This window comes from Streptomyces sp. NPDC034085 (assembly GCF_055575555.1).
In genome coordinates this window covers 492,616-511,778 of sequence record NZ_JBVISL010000003.1, presented here as the reverse complement: position 1 = coordinate 511,778, position 19,163 = coordinate 492,616, and the positions used below count along the sequence as shown (strand labels likewise).

The following is a 19,163-nucleotide window of genomic DNA, read 5'->3' as shown; positions in this document are numbered from 1 at the left end:
GGGACCGACCGCACGTCCAGCACCAAAGGGGTAGGCACGTGAACCACGCGCGCACCACCCGCCGCATCGCGGCATCGTTCGAGGATCTCGTCGGCGACACGCCGATGTTCCGGCTCCAGCTCGACGGCCTGCCCGCCACCGCCAGAGTCCTCGCCAAGCTCGAGGCGGCCAACCCGCTGTCCAGCATCAAGGACCGGGCCGCCCTGTTCATGCTGCGGGCGGCCGAGGAGTCCGGCGCGCTCCAGCCGGGCGCCACCGTCATCGAGTCCACCTCCGGAAACACCGGCATCGCCCTGGCCGCGCTCGCCGCCGCCCGCGGCTACCGCTGTCTGATCGTCATGCCCTCCAACGCCTCCCGGGAGCGCCTGCTGACCCTGCGCATGCTGGGTGCCGAGGTGGAGTTCACCGACCACGCCCTCGGGTTCGCCGCCTGCGTCGAGTACGCCGAGAAGCTGCACGCCGAGATCCCGGGCTCCTGGTACGCGCGCCAGCACGAGAACCCCGACAACGTCCTCGCCCACTACACGACGACCGGCCCCGAGATGTGGCGCGACTCCGGCGGCCGCGTCGACTACCTCGTCTGCGGGATCGGCACCGGCGGCACCCTCACCGGCTGCGCCCGCTACCTGCGCGAGCGCAACCCGGACCTGAAGGTGGTCGCCGTCGAACCGGCGGGCTCCGCGCTGCTGTCCGGCGGCGAGCCCGGCCCGCACCGCATCCCCGGCCTCAACGGCGGCTTCATCAGCCCCGTCACCGACGTGCACCTCGTCGACGAGGTGATCGTCGTCGAGGACGCGGACGCCGCCGCCACCACCCGCGCCATCGCCGCCCGGACCGGGCTGCTGGTCGGGATCTCCTCGGGCGCGGCCGCGTACGCCTGCCTCGAACTGGCCCGCCGGCACGACCTGTCGGACGCGGTCGTGGCGACCGTCTTCCCCGACAGCGGCGAGCGCTACCTCAGCTGGTGGCCGGAAGCGGATGCCGCCGGTGAGAGCTGAGCCGGAGCTCACCCCCCACGTTCCCGCCCGCCCGGCCCACCACCCGGATCCTTCCACTCCCCGCCCGAGTACGAGCCCGAACATCCCTGCCGCCGCAGGGGGAGAAGAGAGCGAATGAACCCCGAGCGCACCCTGCTGCTGGTCGGTGCGACCGACGAGACCGTGCGGAAGGCCCACGACCTCGGACTGAGCGTGCTGCTCCTCCAGCACCCCACCAAGGTGAGCGAGGAGCAGAACCGGCTCGCCGCGGCCGTCGAGGTCGTGGACTTCACGGAGTGGGAGCAGATCGAGCCCCTGGTGCGGGCCTGGCACGAGAGCCCCGGCTTCGCCGCGGCCGTCTCGCTGACCGAGCCGGGGCTCGAGAACGCGGGCCGGATCAACGACCTGTACGGACTCGGGGGCACCGGCTACGAGGTCACCGCCCGGATCCGGGACAAGGCCGCCATGCGCCGGTACGTCGCCGAGCACGACCCCGAGCACGCGGTCGGCGCCCGCTCCCTGAAGTCCCGTGAGGACCTGGACGCCTTCGGGGCCGCGTACGGGTTCCCCTTCATCGTCAAGCCCGTCGACGCCACCGCGAGCATCGGCGTCATGCGGGTGGCGGGGCCCGAGGACGCCGACCGGGTCTGGGCCGAGGTGACCCGGCTCTCCGGCACCCGCACCGACCGCGTCTCCTCACTGTTCGTCCTCAAGGACTTCCTGATGGAGGAGTTCCTGGACGGGCCCGAGTTCAGCGTCGAGTCCTTCAGCTTCGCAGGCCGCCACGTCATCGTCACCATCACCGAGAAGTTCACCTCCGACGGCCACTTCGCCGAGCTCGGCCACGCCGTCCCGGCCCGCCTGTCCGACGCCGACGAGGAAGCGATACGCGACGGCATACGCGGCTTCCTGGACGTGATGGGCCTGCGCGACGGCGTGTGCCACACCGAGGTCCGCCTCACGGCCAAGGGCCCGCGCGTGATCGAGGGGCACAATCGGATCGGCGGCGACTCCATCCCCGAGCTGGTGCGCAGCGCGTTCGGCGTCGACCTGGTCACGCTCGCCGTCGGCCACCCGTTCGGCCTGGTCGAGGAACTGCCCGACCGGCCGCAGGCCCGCGGCGGCGCCAGCGTGCGCGCCCTGGTCGGCACGCCGGGCACCCGGGTCGAGTCCCTCGCGGGCATCGAGGAGGCGCGCGCCGCCGAGGGCGTCATCTCCGTCAACATCAGCGCCAAGCCCGGCGACGACGTGCGCGTGCTCCAGGACAACTGGGACCGCCTCGGCCTGATCGCCGTCGCGGCCGAGGACACCACGGCGGCGATCCGCCGCGGCGCCGAGGTGATCCGCGAGGACATCCGCATCACCCTCGCCCACCCCGACGGCGGGACCGTCCTCGCGCAGCCGTCCGAGATCGCCCCGCGCGAGAACCTGCTGATCCTGCACCGCAACCCGCTGGAGCCGTTCCCGTACCGCTCCTGGCTGCCGGACCACACCGGCGACATCATCGTGCTCGCCGCCCGCGACAAGATCGAACTCGCCGGTGAGAAGGTGCCGGACGGCGACCTCGGCTACACCCGCCTGGAGATCTTCGACGACTTCGACGCGGAAGAGGTCGAGGCTCGCGCCGTCGAGCTCATCGCCGAACACGGCATCACTGGCATCACCGGGCTGCACGAGGCGGACATGCTGCGGGCCGCGCGGCTGCGCGAGCGGTTCGGTCTGCGCGGAGCCTGGCACGACGACGTGATGCCCTTCCGCGACAAGGCGCTGATGAAGACCCGCGCCCAGGCGTCGGGCATCGACGTCGCGGCCTGGGTCCAGCCCCGCACCGCCGAGCAGGCCCGCGAGTTCGCCGCCGCCGAGGGCTTCCCGGTGGTGTTCAAGGAGCGCAGCGGCTTCAACGCGGTCGGACTGCGCATCATCGAGGACGAGGCCTCCTTCGAGGAGTGCCTGACGGAGGTCTACGCCGACGGCGAGCGGGACGACGTCCTGCTGGAGGACTTCGTCCCGGGCCGGATGTGCCACGTCGACGGCGTGGTGCGCGACGGCCGGGTGGCGATGGCCTGGCCCTCGCAGTACCAGTACGACCTGTCCTCCTTCGCCTCCGACCCGGGCCCGCGCATCGACCTCACCCTCGACGAGGACGACCCGATCACCCCGCGCCTGCTCGACCTGTCCGAGCGGGTCCTCGCCTCGCTGGCCCCCGAGGGCTCCCGGCTGCGCGACCACACCTTCCACATGGAGGTCTTCCACACCCCGGACGACCGCCTCGTCATGTGCGAGATCGCCTGCCGCCCGGGCGGTGCGAAGATCCGCGAGGTCTTCCACAGCATCTTCGGCGTACACCTCGGCGGGTACGCCGTGCGCGCCGACGCCGGCCACGAACTCCACCCCGAGGTACGGCGCGGCGGTGACTCCGCCGGGCTGCCGAAGCCGCGGCACATGGCGGGGCAGCTGCTCATGATGAAGCGGCCCGGCCTCGTGCGCGAGCTGCCCGCGGCGCCCGACCACGACTGGCTCGCCGGGTTCTGGCTGTACGCCGAGGAGGGCCAGGTCATCGCCCCGGCCTCGGGCTCCTCCGATTTCCTCGCCGCGGCGGTGGGCACCGCGCCGACCCGCGCCGAGGTCGAGCGGCGGCTGCGCGAGCTCGGTGAGTGGGTGCGCGAACACAGCGTGATCGGCGACGCGTCATGACGGGGGCCCGCCTGTCGGCGAAGACGCGGTACATGCTGGGCATGGTCGTCGACGCCACCGGCGCCGGCATGTACCTGCCGCTGTCCCTGCTGTACTTCCACCACGTGACCGGGCTGCCGCTCACCCAGGTGGGCACCCTGATGACCGCCGCCGCCGTGATCGGCCTGATCAGCAACCCGGCCGCCGGCGTGCTCATCGACCGGTTCGGCGCCAAGGCCGTCGTCACCGGCGGGTACCTGCTGCGGGCCGCGGGCTTCTGCACGTACCCGCTGGTGGACAACGGCTACACCATGTTCGCCGTGATCCTGCTGGTGGCCCTGGGCGACACCTCGTACCCGCCCGCGATCCAGTCGTTCATCGCCGAGTTCGTCCAGGGCACGGAGCGGGACAAGCTGCTCGCCGCGCAGCGCAGCCTGCGCAACGCCGGCCTGGGCGTGGGCGGCCTGGTCGCGGGCGCGGTCCTGGCCCTCGGCAGCGACGCGTTCTACTACGTGATCGTGGTCGGCACGGCCGCCGGGTACGTGCTGGCAGCGGTCTGCTTCGGCTCCATCCCGATCGCGAAGGCGGCCGCGCCGGCCGTGCGGGTCTCCCGCAAGGGCGGCTACCGGCTGGTGGCGCGCAACCGGCCGTTCCTCGCCCTGACCCTGCTCAACGTCCCCACCGCCTTCGGCTACACGGTGCTCGCCGTCGGCATCCCGGCGTACGTCACCCAGGACCTGGGAGCGTCCACCTCCCTGGTGGGCGTCCTGTACGCCGTCAACACGGTCGGCATCGCACTGCTCCAGATCCCGGTCACCCGGGCGCTGGTGGCCTACCGCCGCTCCCGTGCGGTGGCGCTGGGGGCGGCGGTGTTCGCCACCTCGTTCGTGGTGTTCGCCGTACTCGCCGCCGTGGGCGACAAGACGGTCATCCTGGTCGGCATCTTCGCCGCGACGGCCCTGTTCACGGCCGGGGAGCTGATGCACGGCGCCACGGCCTCGGCCCTGTGCGCGCAGGCCGCGCCGGAGGCGACGCGGGGCCGCCACCTCGCCGTCTACCAGCTCTCCTGGGCGGTGCCCAGCGCCCTGGCCCCGGCCGTCCTGACGGCCCTGCTCACGCTGTCGCCGACGGCGATGTGGCTGGTCCTCGCGGCGGGGGCGACGGTCTCGGCCGTGGGCGTCCTGCGCCTGGAGCCGAGGCTGCCGGAGGAGGCGGTCCATCCGCGTCCGCGGACGGTTCCGAACACTCCGGCCGAGCCCGCGGCGGCCTGACCGCCGCCGGCCGCGGCCGGTGCCCGAAGCCCCCCGCCGGGCCGCGTACGCGCGACCCCGCGGGGGGCTCGTGCGTACCCGGCGGGCGGGGCGGCCTCAGGACGGGGCGGGTGGGGCGGAGGGCTGCGGCGTGCCCGCCGGGCCCGGCGTCGCGGGCGGCAGGGCGCCCGTGAGGATCTCCACCCTGCCCGTGTCGAGCGAGTAGTAGCCGCCGACCACCGCGACGGCGCCCTTCTTGACGAGGGGCGCCAGGTCGGCGTTGGCCCGCAGCCCGTCCGCGGTCAGGGTGATCTGCGCGCGGACCATCCGGTCGACCGGGTCGGGGCCGCCCTCCTCGACCGCACGGTCGTACGCCGGCCGCAGCGCCCGGGCGAGGGCCTGGAGGTTGCCCGGCAGCGACTTTCCGTCGCGCAGCGCCTTGTACGCGGCGTCGACGGCGCCGCAGCGCTGGTGCCCGAGCACGAAGACCAGCGGGGTGCCGCCGGTCACCGGCCCGTACTCGACGGAGCCGGTGACCACCGGGCCGACCGCCTGGCCACCGGTGCGCAGCACGTACAGGTCGCCGAGCCCCGTGTCGAAGAGCAGCTCCGGCGGCACGCGGGAGTCGATGCAGGCCAGGACCACCCCGAACGGATCCTGCGCCTCGGCGACCAGCCGGCGCCGCGTCGGGTCCCGGTCGGGGTGCTGGAGCGAGCCGTCCACCCAGCGCTGGTTGCCCTCCATCAGCCGCGCGTAGGCGGCGTCCGGGGTGGTCGGCCGCGGCGGGGGCGCGGCGGCCTCGGGCCGGGCCTCCTTGGCCCCGGCCCGCGGGCCGGCCGCCGCCGAGCAGGCCGGGAGCGCGCCGGCGAGGGCCGCCAGGCCGCCCGCGAGCAGCGCCTTGCGGCGCGGTGGTCCTGCGCTGTCCATCGACCGTCCCTCCGATGCGTCGGTGACCTCGCGACTATCGGACGGAACGCGGCCGCCGCGGGCACGGCACGAGCGGGCGGGGCCCGCTTTCCCACCGTCGGCCGCACCGGCGGCGCCGTACGGCCGGGATCCGGTCAGGCTTCGGGCAGCCGGACGGCCCCGGTGGGCTGCGCGAGGGCCTGGTGGCCGCCCGAGGGCAGCATGCGGACCTCGCCCCGGTCGCTGATCTCGGCGCGGACGATGCCGGTGGCGTCGGCGTACACCGGGTGACCGCCCGGTCCGGCCGACTCGGTGCGCTCCACGATCACGATGTCGTGGCCCGTCCCGTCGGCGCCGGGAAACGTCAGCTCGTACCGTCGGACGCTCATGTGTCCATCGTGGGCCGCCGCCCCCCGTCCCGCCTTCCGACTTTGCCTCCGCTTTGCCGAGTCTAGGCGTCGCCGGCGCAGATCACGTCGTACGGGCGCCCGATCGACATCGTCAGCTCCATGGGCTCGGTGGTGCCCGCCGGGCACTGTTCCTTCTCCTTGACCAGGTCGAGGACCTTGAAGGCGTCCGCGCCGGCGGAGGCGCAGGCCACCTCCTGGGCCGCGGAGGAGACGCAGTCGCCCTTCACGAGCTGCCCGCCGCCGGCGCCCGCGTCGCCCGGGTGGTCCCCGGACAGGTTGCGGCCGCAGACGGTGTTCGTGGGGATCCCGCCGCCCTTGTTCTTGTCCTTCGAGGAAGAGCCGTAGGACACCGACACGCGGATCATCAGGTCGGTGCCGGCCGGGCACTGCACGGAACCGGGCAGGATCGACGCCGGGGCGACCTCCAGCGCCTTGAAGGTGGCTCCGGGGTCGCCGCAGTCGAAGGCCCGGTAGCCGTCCGGCTTGTCGTCCGGGTCGGGGCCCCCGCAGTCGCCGGCCTGCCACGAGCCGCTCTTGCCCTTGGACTTGGAGGAACCGGAAGCCGACGAGGAGTCCTTGTCGCATGCCGCCGTGAGCGCGACGCACAGGCCCACGACCAAGGCGAGGGCGACCCTCCCTGCCGTACGGGTCCTTCGTCCCGACTCCTGCGGGCCGGCGGTGGCGTGCTGAACCATGGTGTTCCTTCGTCGGTGGAGGGCACCGCCGTCCGAGCGGTGCCTGGTGAGATGGTGTCGCCCGTCCGGGGAAGGCACAAGGGCGCGGCCGGCCCGGTGCAGGCCAACGGGCCCCGGAGGGCGCGGAATCGGGGCCGGCCCGACCGGCGCGTGCGCGTGCGGCGTCACCTCGCGGGCCGCTCCGCGGCGCCCGGCGCGGCCAGGCAGGCCAGGGCCGCCGCCGTCAGCGCGCCCACGCCGGCCGGGAGGGCCGTGCGCACGTCCGGGGCGAAGTCCGGGGCGTGGTTGGCGGGCAGGGCCGCCAGTTTCCCGGCGGCGTCCTCCCCGGGCGCCGCCGCCCAGGCGGCCGGCCCGATCACCCCCAGCATCCAGTAGGCGAGCCGCACCCCCCGCGCGCCGTGCAGGGACCGTCCCGCGTCGCCGAACAGCCCGAAGTCCTCCGTGGCGAGGGACGGCGGCCACATCGCCACCCGCTCCGCCCCCAGGTGCGCCGTGTGCGCCGCCCGGACGGCGGCCGTCGTCGCCGGATCGGGGTGGGTGACGGGGGAGGAGCCCACGCGGGCGATCTCCGGCTCCGCGGGGCAGCCCGAGGCGGCGCACTCGGCGCGCACGATCCGTTCGAGCGCCTGCGCCGCCCGTGCGAGCGCCGCCTCGCCGGCCGCCCGTACGGTGATCCCCAGCTCGGCACGGTCGGGCACCACGTTGGCCCGCTCGCCCGCCCGCAGCGAACCGACCGTGACGGCCACCTGCTCCGAGGGGGCCGCCTCCCGGGACACCACCGTTTGCAGGCGGGTCACCACGTGGGCCGCCGTCACCACCGGGTCGACGGTCAAGTGCGGGGCGCCGGCGTGCCCGCCGCGCCCGTGCACCACGACCCGGAAGGTCACGCTCCCGGCGGTCATCGGCCCGTACCCGTGCGCGACCATCCCGGCGGGCAGCGGGGCGGCGTGCTGCGCGAGGACCGTGTCCGGGCACCCGGTCCGCTCGTACAGCCCGTCGGCGAGCATCGCCCGCGCCCCCTCCAGGCTCTCCTCCGCGGGCTGCCCCACCACCACGAGCGTGCCCCGCCATGCCCCGGGGCCCGCCCCGGCCAGGAGGGAGGCGGTCCCGGCGGCCGCCGCCAGGTGGAGGTCGTGCCCGCAGGCGTGCGCCGCCGGGCCCTCGCTCGCGTACGGCAGCCCCGTGGTCTCCCGGACCGGCAGCGCGTCCAGCTCGGCACGCAGCACCACGGTGGGCCCCGGTCCCCGGCGCAGCACCCCGGCCACGCCGTGCCCGCCGATCCCGCGCGTGGTCTCGAAGCCGGCGGACTCCAGCCAGCCGGCGAACCGGGCGGCCGTGCGCCGCTCCTCGCCCGAGAGCTCGGGGTGGCGGTGCAGGTCCAGGTACAGCGTCGTCAACGGCCGCAGGAGCGCGGGGAGTCCGGAGAGCACGGCGGAGGCGGTCATGACGACCATGCTCGGCCACCGGCTCCGGCCGGGACTGTCAGGTCGCTGACACTTTCTGTCAGAGGAGTGTCAGGAGTTGAGCAGGTGAAGTGAAGGCGCGACCGGTTCTCCTGGAAGGGCACCACAGGAAGCCACCACCCGGACCCGCGCCCGGACCGGACCGACGCCGGTCCGGAGCGACCCGGGACCGGACCAAGCCAAGGAGATTCCCATGGAGAAGTCGCCGCTCGCCTCGCTCGCCGACGAGATCCTGGAGCTGGAGTCGGAGACCTTCGAGATCTCGGACTACTCGGACGCCAGCGAGGTCGTGCTCGCCGGCTCCACGAGCTGCAGCTCCACCTCGACCTGTTCCTCCACCACCAGCACCACCTCCTGCAGCGCCTGACGCCCCGGCGCCGCCGCCCGTACACACCGGATGCCCCGGACCCCGCAGGAAGGGGTCCGGGGCATCCGGCGTCGGGAGCCCCGGTCCACGGCGCCGGTGCGGAGCCCGGGCCCGGGTCAGGGGAAGGGGTGCGGCACCAGCCGGATCTCCGCGTCCGTCAGGGGGCCCTCGCGCAGCCCCGCCCGCGCGGCGGCCGTGCGTAGCCGCGGCATGTACGGGGCCCGCTGGCGCGACCAGCCGAAGTCGATCGGCAACAGGCCCGGCACGATGGCGCACACCGTGCTCAGCCCCATCCGGTGCTGCTCCGGCGTGGTCTGGTCGACGACGATCACATCGTGCCCCGCGCCGGTCAACTCCCGTACGCACACCAGCAGATCGTCCCGCAGGTCACCGGTCCTCGGGCGCCCGCCCGCCTCCCACCCCGCGTACAGATCCGCCGACGACCGCACGGCGAGCGGCTCCCGGTAGGTGCGCACGTGCGGGGCCATGGCCGGCAGCCCGTACAGCTGCGCGTGGTCCTTGAGGTGCCTGACCCGCCCGAAGTCCCGTGCCATCGCCTCCAGTTCGCCCTGCCGCTCGGCCACCTGCCGGGGCAGGTGCGGGATGTAGGTGAGCACCTCCGACAGCGCGGCCTCCACCGCCGCCGCCGGATCGAGCGCCGCGCCCGCCCCGAAGGAGTACAGCCCCGGCCCGCCGTCGCGCCGTACCGCCAGCCCCGTCACCACGGGCACCGCGAGGTCGATCCGGTTGTCGAAGGCGTGCACGTCGTACCCCTGGAGGGCCGCCCGGTCCACCATCATCCGCACCGCCGGCCCCGGTACGGAGTCCAGGTCGATCTCCGTCAGCCGCTGGCCCCCGTACCAGGCGAGCAGGAAGGCGTCCCGCTCGATCAGCTCCAGCAGGGCGCCGAGCAGCGCCTCCTCCGGGCAGCCGCCGATCGCGCAGCCGTTGGAGCACTCGAAGACGAAGTTGTCGGCGGCGAGGCCCGCGCTGTAGTACGCGAGGCGCGCCGGCACCAGGATTGGCCGGTCGTCGCGCAGCGAATGCCCGTACACCCAGGGGATCGGCCGCTCGGGGTCGAAGGGCGACACCAACGGGTCGTCGCGGTAGGTCTCGGGCGGGTAGAACCCGCACTCCGCCGGGTTCAGGGCCCGCTCGCCCAGCTCCGCGTAGGAGGCGGTGAGCGGCTCGGCGCCGGTGCGCCGGTGCGTGCCCGCGTACCGCTCCAGCCCCTCCAGGAAGGCGAGGTCGCGGCTGGCGGAGAAGCTGTTGGCCTGCCCGCTCCAGGTGACGTCCGTCAGCCCCGCGTAGCCCCGCATGAAGACGCTGCCCGCCACCGGAGCGGTGGTCGGCGAGGTCACGTTGATCCAGGTGCCCCCGCCGAGCACCCCCGTCACCGGGTTGGCCAGCGCCTCCCGCGGCACCGGGTACGAGGACGCCCCGCGCAGCCGCTGGGCGTCCGGGGCCGGCTTGGGCCGGGAGGCCGGGGTGAAGGGCCGCGGGGCCTCGGCGGTGCGCGGCCCGCAGTCGGGGCAGAGCGGGTCGGCGGCCAGCGGGTACGTGCGTACCTGGAGGGTCTCCAGGTCCAGGCGGGTCACCTGCGGCAGGGCCCGGTCGGCGGCCGCCTCGCCCGGCGCCCGCGCCTCACCGCCGGCCAGGGCCGTGTGCAGCGCCGCCACCGCGTCCAGTACGTACGGGGAGAGCCGGGGCCAGTGCGCCGAGACGGGGGTGCGCGGCCCGGTGCCGGTCTCCAGCGCGTCCCGTTCGCTCTTGCTGCGCAGCCGCTGCCAGCGCATGGCCAGGCACTGCCCGCAGGCGGGGGCGCTGCCGTCACCGCCCCAGGGCCCCAGCAGGACGGCCTGCGCGCCGAGGTGGACGCCGGCGGCGGGGCGGACCGCCGCGAAGGGGTCGCCGGTGCGCGGCCCGAGGGCGTCGTGCACCCCGAGCGTGACCACGTACGGGGCCGCCCCGGCGGGAGCCGCGGCGGCCAGCGCCCGCTCCAGCTGCCGGCGGGCCGCCTCCAGCGGGGTGCCGTCGGGGGCCGCGGCCGCCCGTACGGTCTCCACTGCGGTGCCGGTCATGACTGGTTGCTCCAGCGGAAGGTCTTCAGCCCGATCCCGCCGAACAGCAGCGCGAAGCCCGCCAGCACCGCGCAGCCGGTCCCGATCGTGGCGAGGGAGCCGGAGCCGGTGAGCGCCCCCGAGGCGGCGTCGTTGAGGTAGCGCAACGGCAGCACCCGGGAGACCGAGCGCAGCCAGCCGGGCATCATGTCGAGCGGCAGGAAGGAGCCCGACAGGAACGCCATGGGCACCATCAGGCAGTTGGCGATCGCGGCGACGGCCTCGGGCGTCCTGGCGTAGTTGCCGACGATCACCCCGATCGCCATGAAGGCGGTGATGCCGAAAACCAGCGCGGGTAGCACCAGCGGCCAGCGCCCGGCCGGTACGAGCCCGAACCCCGGCAGCATGGCCACGGCGACGAACACCGCGGCCTGCACCACGCCGACCACCAGGGCCAGTCCGTAGCGCGAGGCCAGCACCGTGGTCAGGGGCGTCGGGCTGAGCCGGATCAGCCGCAGCAGGTCGTCGCGGCGCCACTGCATCAGGGTGAAGGCGATCCCGAAGACGGCGGCGTTGGCGACGCCCCACGACATCACGCCCGGCGCGATGTACGAGATGTAGGGGCGGCCGCTCTCCTCGACGTCCTGGCCGCTGAAGATCAGGCCGAAGACCACGAGGAACAGCAGCGGGAAGGCGAAGGTGAAGAAGAGGGTGGCCTTGTCCCGGACCTGGGCCCGGTATCCGGCGGCGGTCAGTGCCGTGTAGGCGCTCATGCGCGGGACTCCAGGGTGTGTGCGGGGGTGTGGCCGCCGGCCTCGGTGCGGCCGGTCAGCTCCAGGTAGACGTCCTCCAGGGTGGCCGTGCGGGTCATCACCCCGTCGAGCCCGGTGAGCGCGTCGAGGGCCTGGAGCACCTTGCCGGGGACCGAGGTCTCCAGCACCAGTGAGCCGCCCTGTTCGACGACCTGCTCCACCCCGTCCAGGGCGGCCGCCTCGGCCCGGCCGATCCGCCCCGCGGGAACCAGCAGCCGGGTCCGGGCCCCGGCGGAGGTGATCAGCCGGTGGGGGGAGTCCAGCGCGGCGATGCGGCCGCCGACCAGGATGGCCACCCGGTCGCACAGGGCCTCGGCCTCGTCGAGGTGGTGGGTCGTGTAGACGATGGTGCGGCCCTCGCCCTTGAGGGCGCGCAGCACCTGCCACAGGTCGCGGCGGGCCTGCGGGTCCAGTGCGGCGGTCGGCTCGTCGAGGAAGATCAGCTCGGGGTCGTGGACCAGGGCGGAGGCGATGGCCAGCCGCTGGCGCTGGCCGCCGGAGAGGTTCTCCACGAGGACGTCGCGCTGCTCGGTCAGCCCGACCGTCGCCAGCGTGCGGTCCGCGGCGGCCGCGTCCTTGCGGTACAGCCCGGCGACGGTGGCGAGGTGCTCGCGCGCGGTCTGCCGGACGAAGAAGGCGGAGGCCTGCGTCTGGACGCCGATCCGTGGCAGCAGGGCCGTGTTCCGCGGCCAGGGGCTGTGCCCGAGGACCTCGACCGTGCCCGAGTCGGCCTGGCGCAGGCCCTCGACGATCTCGATGAAGGTGGTCTTGCCCGCGCCGTTGGGGCCGAGCAGGCCGAAGAACTCGCCGCGGCGCACGTCGAGGGAGAGCCCGTCCACGGCCGGGCGGTCACCGTAGCGCTTGCGGACCTCCCGGACGGCGACGGCCACGGGGGCGTCGGGCGGGGGAGTGCGGTCAGTTGTCATGGGCGTGCGGTTCCCTCGGTGTGGGTCGGAATCGGGTGGGAGGAAGGCCGTTCAGGGGCGGACGGGGTGACGCGGACGGTGGTCCGGGGTGGACGGTCAGGGGGCGGGGGAGCGGGGCGGACGGCGGGTCAGGAGCGGAGGACGTGCACGACGGCGGCCGCGAGCAGCCCGGCCAGCAGCACGACCAGCACGGCCGAGCCGATCCCGTAGCCGAGGTAGAGCCGCCGGGCCCGTACCGGGTACGCGGCCGCCGCGCCGCGGTCGCGCATCCGCAGCCGCAGGTAGGCCGAGCTGGCGGGCGCCAGGCGGGTCACGCGCAGGGCGTGCCCGAGCAGGGTGTAGCCGTCCAGCGGCGGCAGCGGGACCAGGTTGACCAGGGCCTGGGCGCTGCCGAGCAGCAGCAGCGCGCCCAGCACTCGGCCGGTGGGGTCGCCCGCGGGCAGCGCCGCCCACCAGGCGCAGAAGGGCAGCAGGAAGAGGAGGTTGGCGAAGGCGCCCGCACCGGCGACGGCCAGCTGGTCCCTGCGCCGGGGCAGGTACCGGTAGGTGTCGACCCGGCAGTACATGATCACCATCGGCAGCCGCCAGCGCAGCCCGATCTCCCCGACCCTGCCGCCCACGTGCCGGGCGGCGATCCCGTGGGCGAACTCGTGCAGGGCCGTGCTCAGCCACAGCAGCGTCGCCACGGCCAGCAGCGGTGCCGGGCGGGCCAGCAGCCAGCGCAGGTCGCCGAGCAGCTCGCCGGCCGAAGCCGCGAGCCACCCCTCCATGGCGAGGAACACGAGGAGCAGAGCGCCGAGCACCGCCGGCCGCAGCGCCGGCCGCAGGACGCGGTGCAGCCGCGCGGTCGTGGCGTCGGCGTCCGCGACCAGCCGCAGGGTGCCGCGCAGCAGGGTCCCGGTCCGCTGCGGCCCGGGACCGGCCTGCGGCTGCGGGGCCGGGCCGCCCGCCAGCAGCCGGCGGGTCCCGAGCAGCCCCAGCAGCTGCTGCCAGTTCCGCTCTCCCAGCCGGCGCCCGAAGGCCCGCCCGTACGCCTCGCCGATCTCCGCGAGGCTCCGCGAGCCGTCGAGGCGCGAGACGAGGAAGTACTCCTTCGGCCCGATCTCGAACGCCGCCCCGGACACCGGGTCCTTGACCAGGTGCACGACGGCGGGGCCGTTCAGCAGCGGCGGCGACAGCAGGATCCCGGGCCGCAGCGCCGGCCGGAGCGCCGACATCCCCGGGGGCGCGGTCACGGCCCGACCGCCCCGGCCGCCGGCACGCCCTCGGCGGCGCCCTCGCGCAGCACCCGCCCCAGCAGGTGCGCCAGGTAGGCCTCGTCCCGGATCGTCACGTGCAGCCGGTTGTTGGTCATGTGCATGTACGGGGACAGCAGCAGCGGCAGCGCCACCGCCGGGTCGGTCACCCGCTCGTCGCGGCTCCCGTCCCACGACCGGAACACCAGCTCCCCGCCCACGGCCAGGGCCTCCGCGCGCCGCCGCAGCTCCCGGCAGTGCTCGGCCCACCCGGCGAGGAACCCGGGCAGCCGGCCGGTCTCGCCCGAGCCGAGCGCCTCCAGCACCGCGCCGAACCGGCGGCCGAGCCCGGGGCCGGTCTGCTCGTACGTGCGGTCGTACTCGGCGGAGCCGATGAAACCGGTGCCGGGGAAGGCCCGGTGCCAGAACCGGTAGTAGCTGTCCAGGTACCTCCCCAGCTCCTCCCGGTCGGGCAGGAACACCCCGGCCATCACCATCATCAGCTGCGCGGAGGTGCCCAGCAGCACCGTCCGCAGGTGCAGGTTCATCGAGCCGAGGGCGTCCATGACGAGGTCGCTGGAGTGCGCGAAGTGCCACTCCGCCAGCTCCACCCCGGCCGGGCCGCCGTACTTCCCGTACTCCGGCTCGTACGGCTCGTAGGAGAAGGAGTTGTTGGGCCGCAGGTTCATCCGGCCGTCCTCGCCCATGAAGGCGGCCCGGTCCCCTTCGGGGAACTCGATGTCGAACAGGGTGTTGTAGAACTCGTTGAGGAAACCGGAGTCCACCTGGTACAGCGCGGGTCTGGCCTTCAGGAAGGCCCCCACCGCCTCCTCGGTACGCCGGCGCACCTCCTGCTCCGCCGCCGGGCTCGCCGGCCGCAGCCGCAGCCGCACGTGCGGGCCCTCCAGCCAGTAGTTGATGAAGAAGTGCCCCGCCAGCAGCCCGTCCGCCGTGAGGGAGGCGATCAGCGGCCGCACGCACTGCACCAGCAGCGGCTGCGGGTTGGCGGCGTAGAAGACGTGCATGGCCTGCCAGGCGCCACGCGTCGGGGTCAGCTCTGACACCGGGTTGCTCCCTCCGGGGTCGGGACGGTCGTGGTGAAGGTCTCGACGGCGAGTTCGGCGACGTGCGCCCCCCGCGCCGAGCGGGTGTGCAGGCCCCCGGGGTCCGGGAGCATCTCGCGGAAGACGACCCGGTGGCCGCCCTCCCGCAGCAGCGGCTCGAACGCCGCCAGCGACAGCAGGCTGGAGAAGTCCACGTACTGCGGTTTGGCCCCCAGCGCGGACGGGCCCGCCGACACGGTCGCGAACACCCGCTCCGGCAGCCCGTGCGCCCGGCGCCACCGCTGCCACTCCAGGAAGTGCCCGGCCTCCCGCGCACCGCGCACCGGCAGTTCGCCCGCCGTGGTGCTCCAGCTGCGCCGGCTCAGCACCAGGTCCCCGTGCACCACCCGCGGACGGGCCGTCACCCCGCCCTGCGGCGCGCCCTCCGGCACTCCCGCCCAGACGTCCAGCGGCGACATGGAGGAGGGCGAGAGCAGCAGCAGGGTGCGCGGTACGGCGGGCAGCGCGAGCGGCACCAGGTACCCCAGGTAGACCGGGATCACCTGCAGGCCCAGGCGGCGCGAGCGCAGCACCACCCGGCCCGTGGCGGGGACGTGCTCCGCGTAGAGGTCGTCCAGCCGCAGCAGCCGGTCCTCGGGCAGGGTCCCGCTCTCGCCCGGGCAGACGATCTCGTACTCGGTGAGCCGGCCGTGCAGGTTCAGGTTGGTGGTGACCGCCCCGCCCGTGACCTCGGCGAACACCGCGCCCGCAGGGGTCACTTCGGCGGCTGTCGCGCGCAGCTGCCCCTCCAGGGCGGCCGGCTCCGGGTAGAGGTGGGTGAACCGGCTGAACGGGAAGGAGAGCCCGCCGTACGAGCGGTTGAGCACGGTCAGCTCCGCACCCGTGCGGGGGTCCCGCGCGAACTGGAGGTGGTGGCAGCGCGGCGCGAAGCCGGGCACCACCGGGTCCAGCTCCCGCGCCACCGCCTCGACGTCCTCCCCGGAGAGCCGCAGGTCGCCGCCGGCGCCCCGCTCCTCGTACGCCGCCCAGCGCGCCCGCATCCGGCCCGTGAAGGCCCGCCGTGCCGCGTCCAGGGCCCGGATCCCGGCCAGGCCCAGCCAGTTCTCCTCCGGCACGTACTCGCCGCGCGCGTCGAAGGGCGTGCGCCGGGCGGTGAAGGACAGGTACTGGTCGAAGAAGTCCTCGTGGAAGTCGTGCACCAGGCCCAGCAGGTCCTCGCACCGTCCGCCCCGGCCGTAGCGGGCCGTGAAGAACCCCTCGAAGGTGATGCGCTGGGCCAGCGTCAGGTCGAAGGCGGGCAGGATCCGCTCGACCGAGCGCAGCGCGCCGCCGCCCGCCCCCGGCTCCGCCCAGGCCGGGCGCGGCGCCTCGAGGTCCCGGCCCGCGCTCGTGTCCTCGTACACCAGTGTCTGGGGCAGCGGCGCGTCCGGCGGCGCGCCCAGTTCCTCCTGTGCCCGGCGCAGCGCGGCGCGCAGGCCGGCCAGCAGCTCGCGGCGCTCGGCGCGTCCGGCGAGCGGGTAGCGCTCCAGCAGCCGGGCGGGCTCCTCCAGCAGCTCGGCCAGGCCGTCGGCCCAGGGCCGCTCCAGGCCGCGCAGGGCCCGCTGGAAGGCGCGTACCGGATCACCGCTGTGCACGCCGGTGTCCAGGCACGGCACCCGCACCATGCCGAGCTGGAGCAGCGCGCCGATGTACGCCTCGCACTCCGCCGGAGCCGCCCCGTGCTCGGCGGCCAGCCAGTCGGCCAGCTCGTGGTGGCGCAGCTCGGGCTCGCCCCCGCCCCCGGCCGCCCGCCCGGCGAACAGGGCGAGCAGCCGGTCCAGGGTGCCGCTGCGGCGCAGGAAGAACAGCCGGTCCTTGACCGCGTCGAAGGTGACGGCGGCCGTGTCGTCGCCGGCCGTGACCGAGCGGCGCACGTACCGGATCCGGTCGTCCTCCCGGCCCCAGCCCGGGGCCGGGCGCAGCGGCAGGTCCCGCCGGCGCACCGGGTCGGCGAGGACCAGCTCGGCGAGGCGCGCCAGCACCACCACGTTCAGCCGGACGTGGCTGCTCCAGGTGTCCTCCACCCGGATCCCGTCCGGGCCGGCCTCCGCGGTGAACCGGCCGGTCGCCACCCCCGTGAAGGTGCTGAAGGGACTGGTCTTGCAGGCGGTGCGGTAGAGGTACGAGAGCACCGAACGCTCGGCCTTGCGCGCCCGGCCCCCCGGCTCCCCGCCGTCGGCCGTGGCCGCCGTGTACGCGTCGAGCTGCCCCTCCAGCACCGGCGAGGCCAGCAGCAGCCCGTGCCGCAGCCGGTCGTCCTCCAGCAGCTCGCGCAGCGCGGCCCGGCCCCGCCCCAGATCGGCGGCGAGCAGCGGCTCGCCCTCGGCCAGCAGCTTCTCCAGCTCGCCGGACCGCTCCAGCCAGAGCGCCAGCCGCCCGCCCGCCGCCTCCCCCAGACCCTCGACCGCACGCAGGGCGGCCCCGGGTTCGGAGGGCACGCGCCCGTTGTGGATCTGGCGGCGCAGCCGCAGCAGTTCGCGCCGGTGCGCGGCGCCCGGCCCGCCCGGCTCGGGGTCGGTCGCGCCGACCGCCCGGTGCAGTGCCTCGCTCAGCCACTGCGCGTCCGCCCGCAGCGCGTCCTCGGCCGCGAGGACGTCGGCCGCCCAGCGCCCGGTGTCCGCGCAGCGCAGCGCGTCGGCCGCGGCCAGGGGCAGGCCGGCGACGCGCAGCATGAAGCGCTCGCCGGTGTGCCATGAGGTGGTGGTGTCCATCCTGGTCCCCCTGCTTCTCTCGTCGCCCGCTCAGGCGATCTCGTGGCGGAAGTCGGCGGGCCGCGGCCGCTCGTGGCCGAGCAGCATGATCAGCAGCGGTGCCTCGTCGGTGCCGGTCAGCCCCAGCTGCTCGGCGTACGAGACGTTGTCGAAGCCCAGCGCCACGCCCGCGCCCAGCCCGTGGGCGGCGGCGGTGGTGTAGAAGGTCTGCGCGACCGCGCCGACGGCCGCCCCCACGAGGCGGTAGCCCCGGTCGCCGACCGCGTCGAGGACCGCGGTGGTCCGCACGGTCGGCACCAGCACGGCGCCCGCCTGCTCCAGGTTGTAGTTGGACAGGAAGTAGTTCGCCTGGAGGAAGGGCCCGGGCGGCCCCGGCACCACCAGCCGCAGCGCGTGCGCCGCCGGGTCGTAGGCGTAGCTGCCCGGTTCGATCCCCTCGACGTGGTTGACGAAGGCGTACAGGGCGGTCAGCGGCGGCCCGTCGGGCCGTTCCGCCTCGCTCCCGGGCCGGGTCGCCGCGCAGTCCGCCAGCGCCGCCGCCAGCTGCTGCGCCGTCACCGCCCGGGTGGCGTCGAACCGGCCGAAGCTGCTGCGCCGGGCCCGCAGCGCGGCCGCCGGCTCCAGCGGGGGCGCCGCCGGGGCGGGCAGCGGGACCGGCCCCCCGCCCCGCGGCGGGTACGCCGCCGCCGCGTCCAGCGCGCCGGGCGCGGGGCGGTCGCCGGCCCGGCCGAGGGTGGCCGCGTGGATCCGCTCCAGGGTCTCGAAGGCCAGCACGGTGCGGGAGCGCTCGGCGTCGCGGTGGCGGACCCCGGCGCCCGTCGACGGCGCCCCGGCCGGCGGCTGCCCCCCGCCCTCCCACTCCAGGGGGAGCACCGCGAAGACGCCCTCCTCCTCCGGGGCCACGCCGAGCAGCCGGGCCAGCCGCTCCTCGTCGAACCACAGCGCGGGGGCGATCCGCAGCCCGTACGCCCGGGCCCACAGCCGCCAGGTCTGCACCAGCGCGCCCACGTCCATGCTGACGGCGTGGAAGGAGAAGCTGTTGTACTTGAAGGAGTTCTGCCAGTACTTGACGCTCAGCACCAGGTACTGCGTGCGGTCCCCGCCCGGGCCGCCGCCCAGCGCCTCCCGCACGTCACCGGTGACGTCACCGGCCAGCAGCCGCCGCAGCCCGTGCTGGTGCGGCGCGTAGTGGTACAGGCCCGGGGTGAGGGGCCCGCCCGCACCGGCCGCCCAGTACACGCCGACCGGGTACAGGCCGCCGCCCGAGGCGGTGCCGCGCGACCAGTTGGCCTGCGTGTAGTGGGGGAGTGCCGCCAGGTCGGTGTTGGCCTGCACGGCCAGGCGCCGGCCGGTCAGCCCGTACGACTCCTGGAGCATCCCGGACAGCAGCGGCAGGGTGAACCCCGGCGCGGGGTACGGCTCGGCCGCCGGCTCCGGCAGCGGAAGGGTCTCCGCCTGCGGGTAGTACTTCGCCTTGCGGGGGCGGTCGGCCCAGTCGGGTACGAAGTCGACGGGCTCCATGGGCACCCGGCCCCGGTACATGATGGCGCTGGCGTAGTCATGGGCGTAGCCCAC

General features: G+C 75.1%; 15 protein-coding genes. 4 read left to right on the top strand and 11 right to left on the bottom strand.

Annotated features, from left to right (window positions below; genetic code table 11):
- The first annotated feature begins 38 nt into the window (after positions 1-38).
- The 3 genes from ACZ501_RS12640 (at position 39) to ACZ501_RS12630 (ending at position 4,921) form a co-directional block, all read left to right on the top strand.
- Positions 39-998, top strand: a complete 960-nt coding sequence (locus ACZ501_RS12640; protein WP_361605263.1) for a PLP-dependent cysteine synthase family protein — start codon at positions 39-41, stop codon at positions 996-998.
- 114 nt (positions 999-1,112) lie between these two features.
- The gene (locus ACZ501_RS12635) at positions 1,113-3,671 is read left to right on the top strand and encodes an ATP-grasp domain-containing protein (protein WP_361605260.1); all 2,559 of its coding nucleotides are present in this window, start codon (positions 1,113-1,115) and stop codon (positions 3,669-3,671) included.
- Entirely contained in the window at positions 3,668-4,921 is a 1,254-nt protein-coding gene (locus ACZ501_RS12630) for an MFS transporter (protein ID WP_468794685.1), read from the top strand. Before ACZ501_RS12635 ends, ACZ501_RS12630 begins: the two co-directional genes overlap by 4 nt.
- A gap of 96 nt (positions 4,922-5,017) precedes the next feature.
- Here the strand turns inward: ACZ501_RS12630 and ACZ501_RS12625 are convergent, their stop codons facing one another.
- The 4 genes from ACZ501_RS12625 to ACZ501_RS12610 form a co-directional block, all read right to left on the bottom strand.
- Positions 5,018-5,827 carry a carbonic anhydrase gene (locus ACZ501_RS12625; protein WP_361605254.1) on the bottom strand — a complete coding sequence of 270 codons (810 nt, stop codon included), beginning with the start codon at positions 5,825-5,827 and terminating at the stop codon, positions 5,018-5,020.
- A gap of 134 nt (positions 5,828-5,961) precedes the next feature.
- Positions 5,962-6,195 (bottom strand): DUF6296 family protein, encoded by a 234-nt coding sequence (locus tag ACZ501_RS12620; RefSeq protein WP_361605251.1) that lies wholly within the window; start codon positions 6,193-6,195, stop codon positions 5,962-5,964.
- A 62-nt stretch (positions 6,196-6,257) separates the two neighbouring features.
- A complete protein-coding gene (locus ACZ501_RS12615; protein WP_468794682.1) occupies positions 6,258-6,911 on the bottom strand; it encodes a hypothetical protein in 654 nt (217 codons plus the stop codon).
- A gap of 164 nt (positions 6,912-7,075) precedes the next feature.
- Positions 7,076-8,356, bottom strand: a complete 1,281-nt coding sequence (locus ACZ501_RS12610) for an amidohydrolase (RefSeq protein WP_468794679.1) — start codon at positions 8,354-8,356, stop codon at positions 7,076-7,078.
- A 211-nt stretch (positions 8,357-8,567) separates the two neighbouring features.
- On the opposite strand from ACZ501_RS12610, the gene ACZ501_RS12605 reads away from it, so the two are divergent.
- Complete coding sequence (locus tag ACZ501_RS12605) at positions 8,568-8,741, top strand: thiazolylpeptide-type bacteriocin (RefSeq protein WP_007268044.1); 174 nt, start codon at positions 8,568-8,570, stop codon at positions 8,739-8,741.
- Between the two features lie 116 nt (positions 8,742-8,857).
- Here the strand turns inward: ACZ501_RS12605 and ACZ501_RS12600 are convergent, their stop codons facing one another.
- From ACZ501_RS12600 to ACZ501_RS12570, 7 genes are all read right to left on the bottom strand, one after another.
- A complete protein-coding gene (locus ACZ501_RS12600; RefSeq protein WP_468794676.1) occupies positions 8,858-10,822 on the bottom strand; it encodes a TOMM precursor leader peptide-binding protein in 1,965 nt (654 codons plus the stop codon).
- Positions 10,819-11,574 (bottom strand): ABC transporter permease, encoded by a 756-nt coding sequence (locus ACZ501_RS12595; RefSeq protein ID WP_361608991.1) that lies wholly within the window; start codon positions 11,572-11,574, stop codon positions 10,819-10,821. Before ACZ501_RS12595 ends, ACZ501_RS12600 begins: the two co-directional genes overlap by 4 nt.
- On the bottom strand, positions 11,571-12,539 hold the full coding sequence (locus tag ACZ501_RS12590) for an ABC transporter ATP-binding protein (RefSeq protein ID WP_468794673.1): 969 nt from the start codon (positions 12,537-12,539) through the stop codon (positions 11,571-11,573). Before ACZ501_RS12590 ends, ACZ501_RS12595 begins: the two co-directional genes overlap by 4 nt.
- A gap of 128 nt (positions 12,540-12,667) precedes the next feature.
- A complete protein-coding gene (locus tag ACZ501_RS12585) occupies positions 12,668-13,774 on the bottom strand; it encodes a peptidase M50 (RefSeq protein ID WP_468794670.1) in 1,107 nt (368 codons plus the stop codon).
- The gene (locus tag ACZ501_RS12580) at positions 13,771-14,799 is read right to left on the bottom strand and encodes a lantibiotic dehydratase C-terminal domain-containing protein (protein ID WP_361609003.1); all 1,029 of its coding nucleotides are present in this window, start codon (positions 14,797-14,799) and stop codon (positions 13,771-13,773) included. Before ACZ501_RS12580 ends, ACZ501_RS12585 begins: the two co-directional genes overlap by 4 nt.
- A 26-nt stretch (positions 14,800-14,825) precedes the next feature.
- On the bottom strand, positions 14,826-17,588 hold the full coding sequence (locus tag ACZ501_RS12575; protein ID WP_468794667.1) for a lantibiotic dehydratase: 2,763 nt from the start codon (positions 17,586-17,588) through the stop codon (positions 14,826-14,828).
- A gap of 30 nt (positions 17,589-17,618) precedes the next feature.
- Entirely contained in the window at positions 17,619-19,163 is a 1,545-nt protein-coding gene (locus ACZ501_RS12570) for a SagB family peptide dehydrogenase (protein ID WP_361608999.1), read from the bottom strand.

Bases quoted from the DNA above. Each gene is read 5' to 3' on its own strand.
- ACZ501_RS12635 (WP_361605260.1), top strand. From the start codon at position 1,113: ATGAACCCCGAGCGCACCCTGCTGCTGGTCGGTGCGACCGACGAGACC.
- ACZ501_RS12630 (WP_468794685.1), top strand. From the start codon at position 3,668: ATGACGGGGGCCCGCCTGTCGGCGAAGACGCGGTACATGCTGGGCATG.
- ACZ501_RS12625 (WP_361605254.1), bottom strand. From the start codon at position 5,827: ATGGACAGCGCAGGACCACCGCGCCGCAAGGCGCTGCTCGCGGGCGGC.
- ACZ501_RS12620 (WP_361605251.1), bottom strand. From the start codon at position 6,195: ATGAGCGTCCGACGGTACGAGCTGACGTTTCCCGGCGCCGACGGGACG.
- ACZ501_RS12615 (WP_468794682.1), bottom strand. From the start codon at position 6,911: ATGGTTCAGCACGCCACCGCCGGCCCGCAGGAGTCGGGACGAAGGACC.
- ACZ501_RS12610 (WP_468794679.1), bottom strand. From the start codon at position 8,356: ATGACCGCCTCCGCCGTGCTCTCCGGACTCCCCGCGCTCCTGCGGCCG.
- ACZ501_RS12605 (WP_007268044.1), top strand. From the start codon at position 8,568: ATGGAGAAGTCGCCGCTCGCCTCGCTCGCCGACGAGATCCTGGAGCTG.
- ACZ501_RS12600 (WP_468794676.1), bottom strand. From the start codon at position 10,822: ATGACCGGCACCGCAGTGGAGACCGTACGGGCGGCCGCGGCCCCCGAC.
- ACZ501_RS12595 (WP_361608991.1), bottom strand. From the start codon at position 11,574: ATGAGCGCCTACACGGCACTGACCGCCGCCGGATACCGGGCCCAGGTC.
- ACZ501_RS12590 (WP_468794673.1), bottom strand. From the start codon at position 12,539: ATGACAACTGACCGCACTCCCCCGCCCGACGCCCCCGTGGCCGTCGCC.
- ACZ501_RS12580 (WP_361609003.1), bottom strand. From the start codon at position 14,799: ATGCACGTCTTCTACGCCGCCAACCCGCAGCCGCTGCTGGTGCAGTGC.
- ACZ501_RS12575 (WP_468794667.1), bottom strand. From the start codon at position 17,588: ATGGACACCACCACCTCATGGCACACCGGCGAGCGCTTCATGCTGCGC.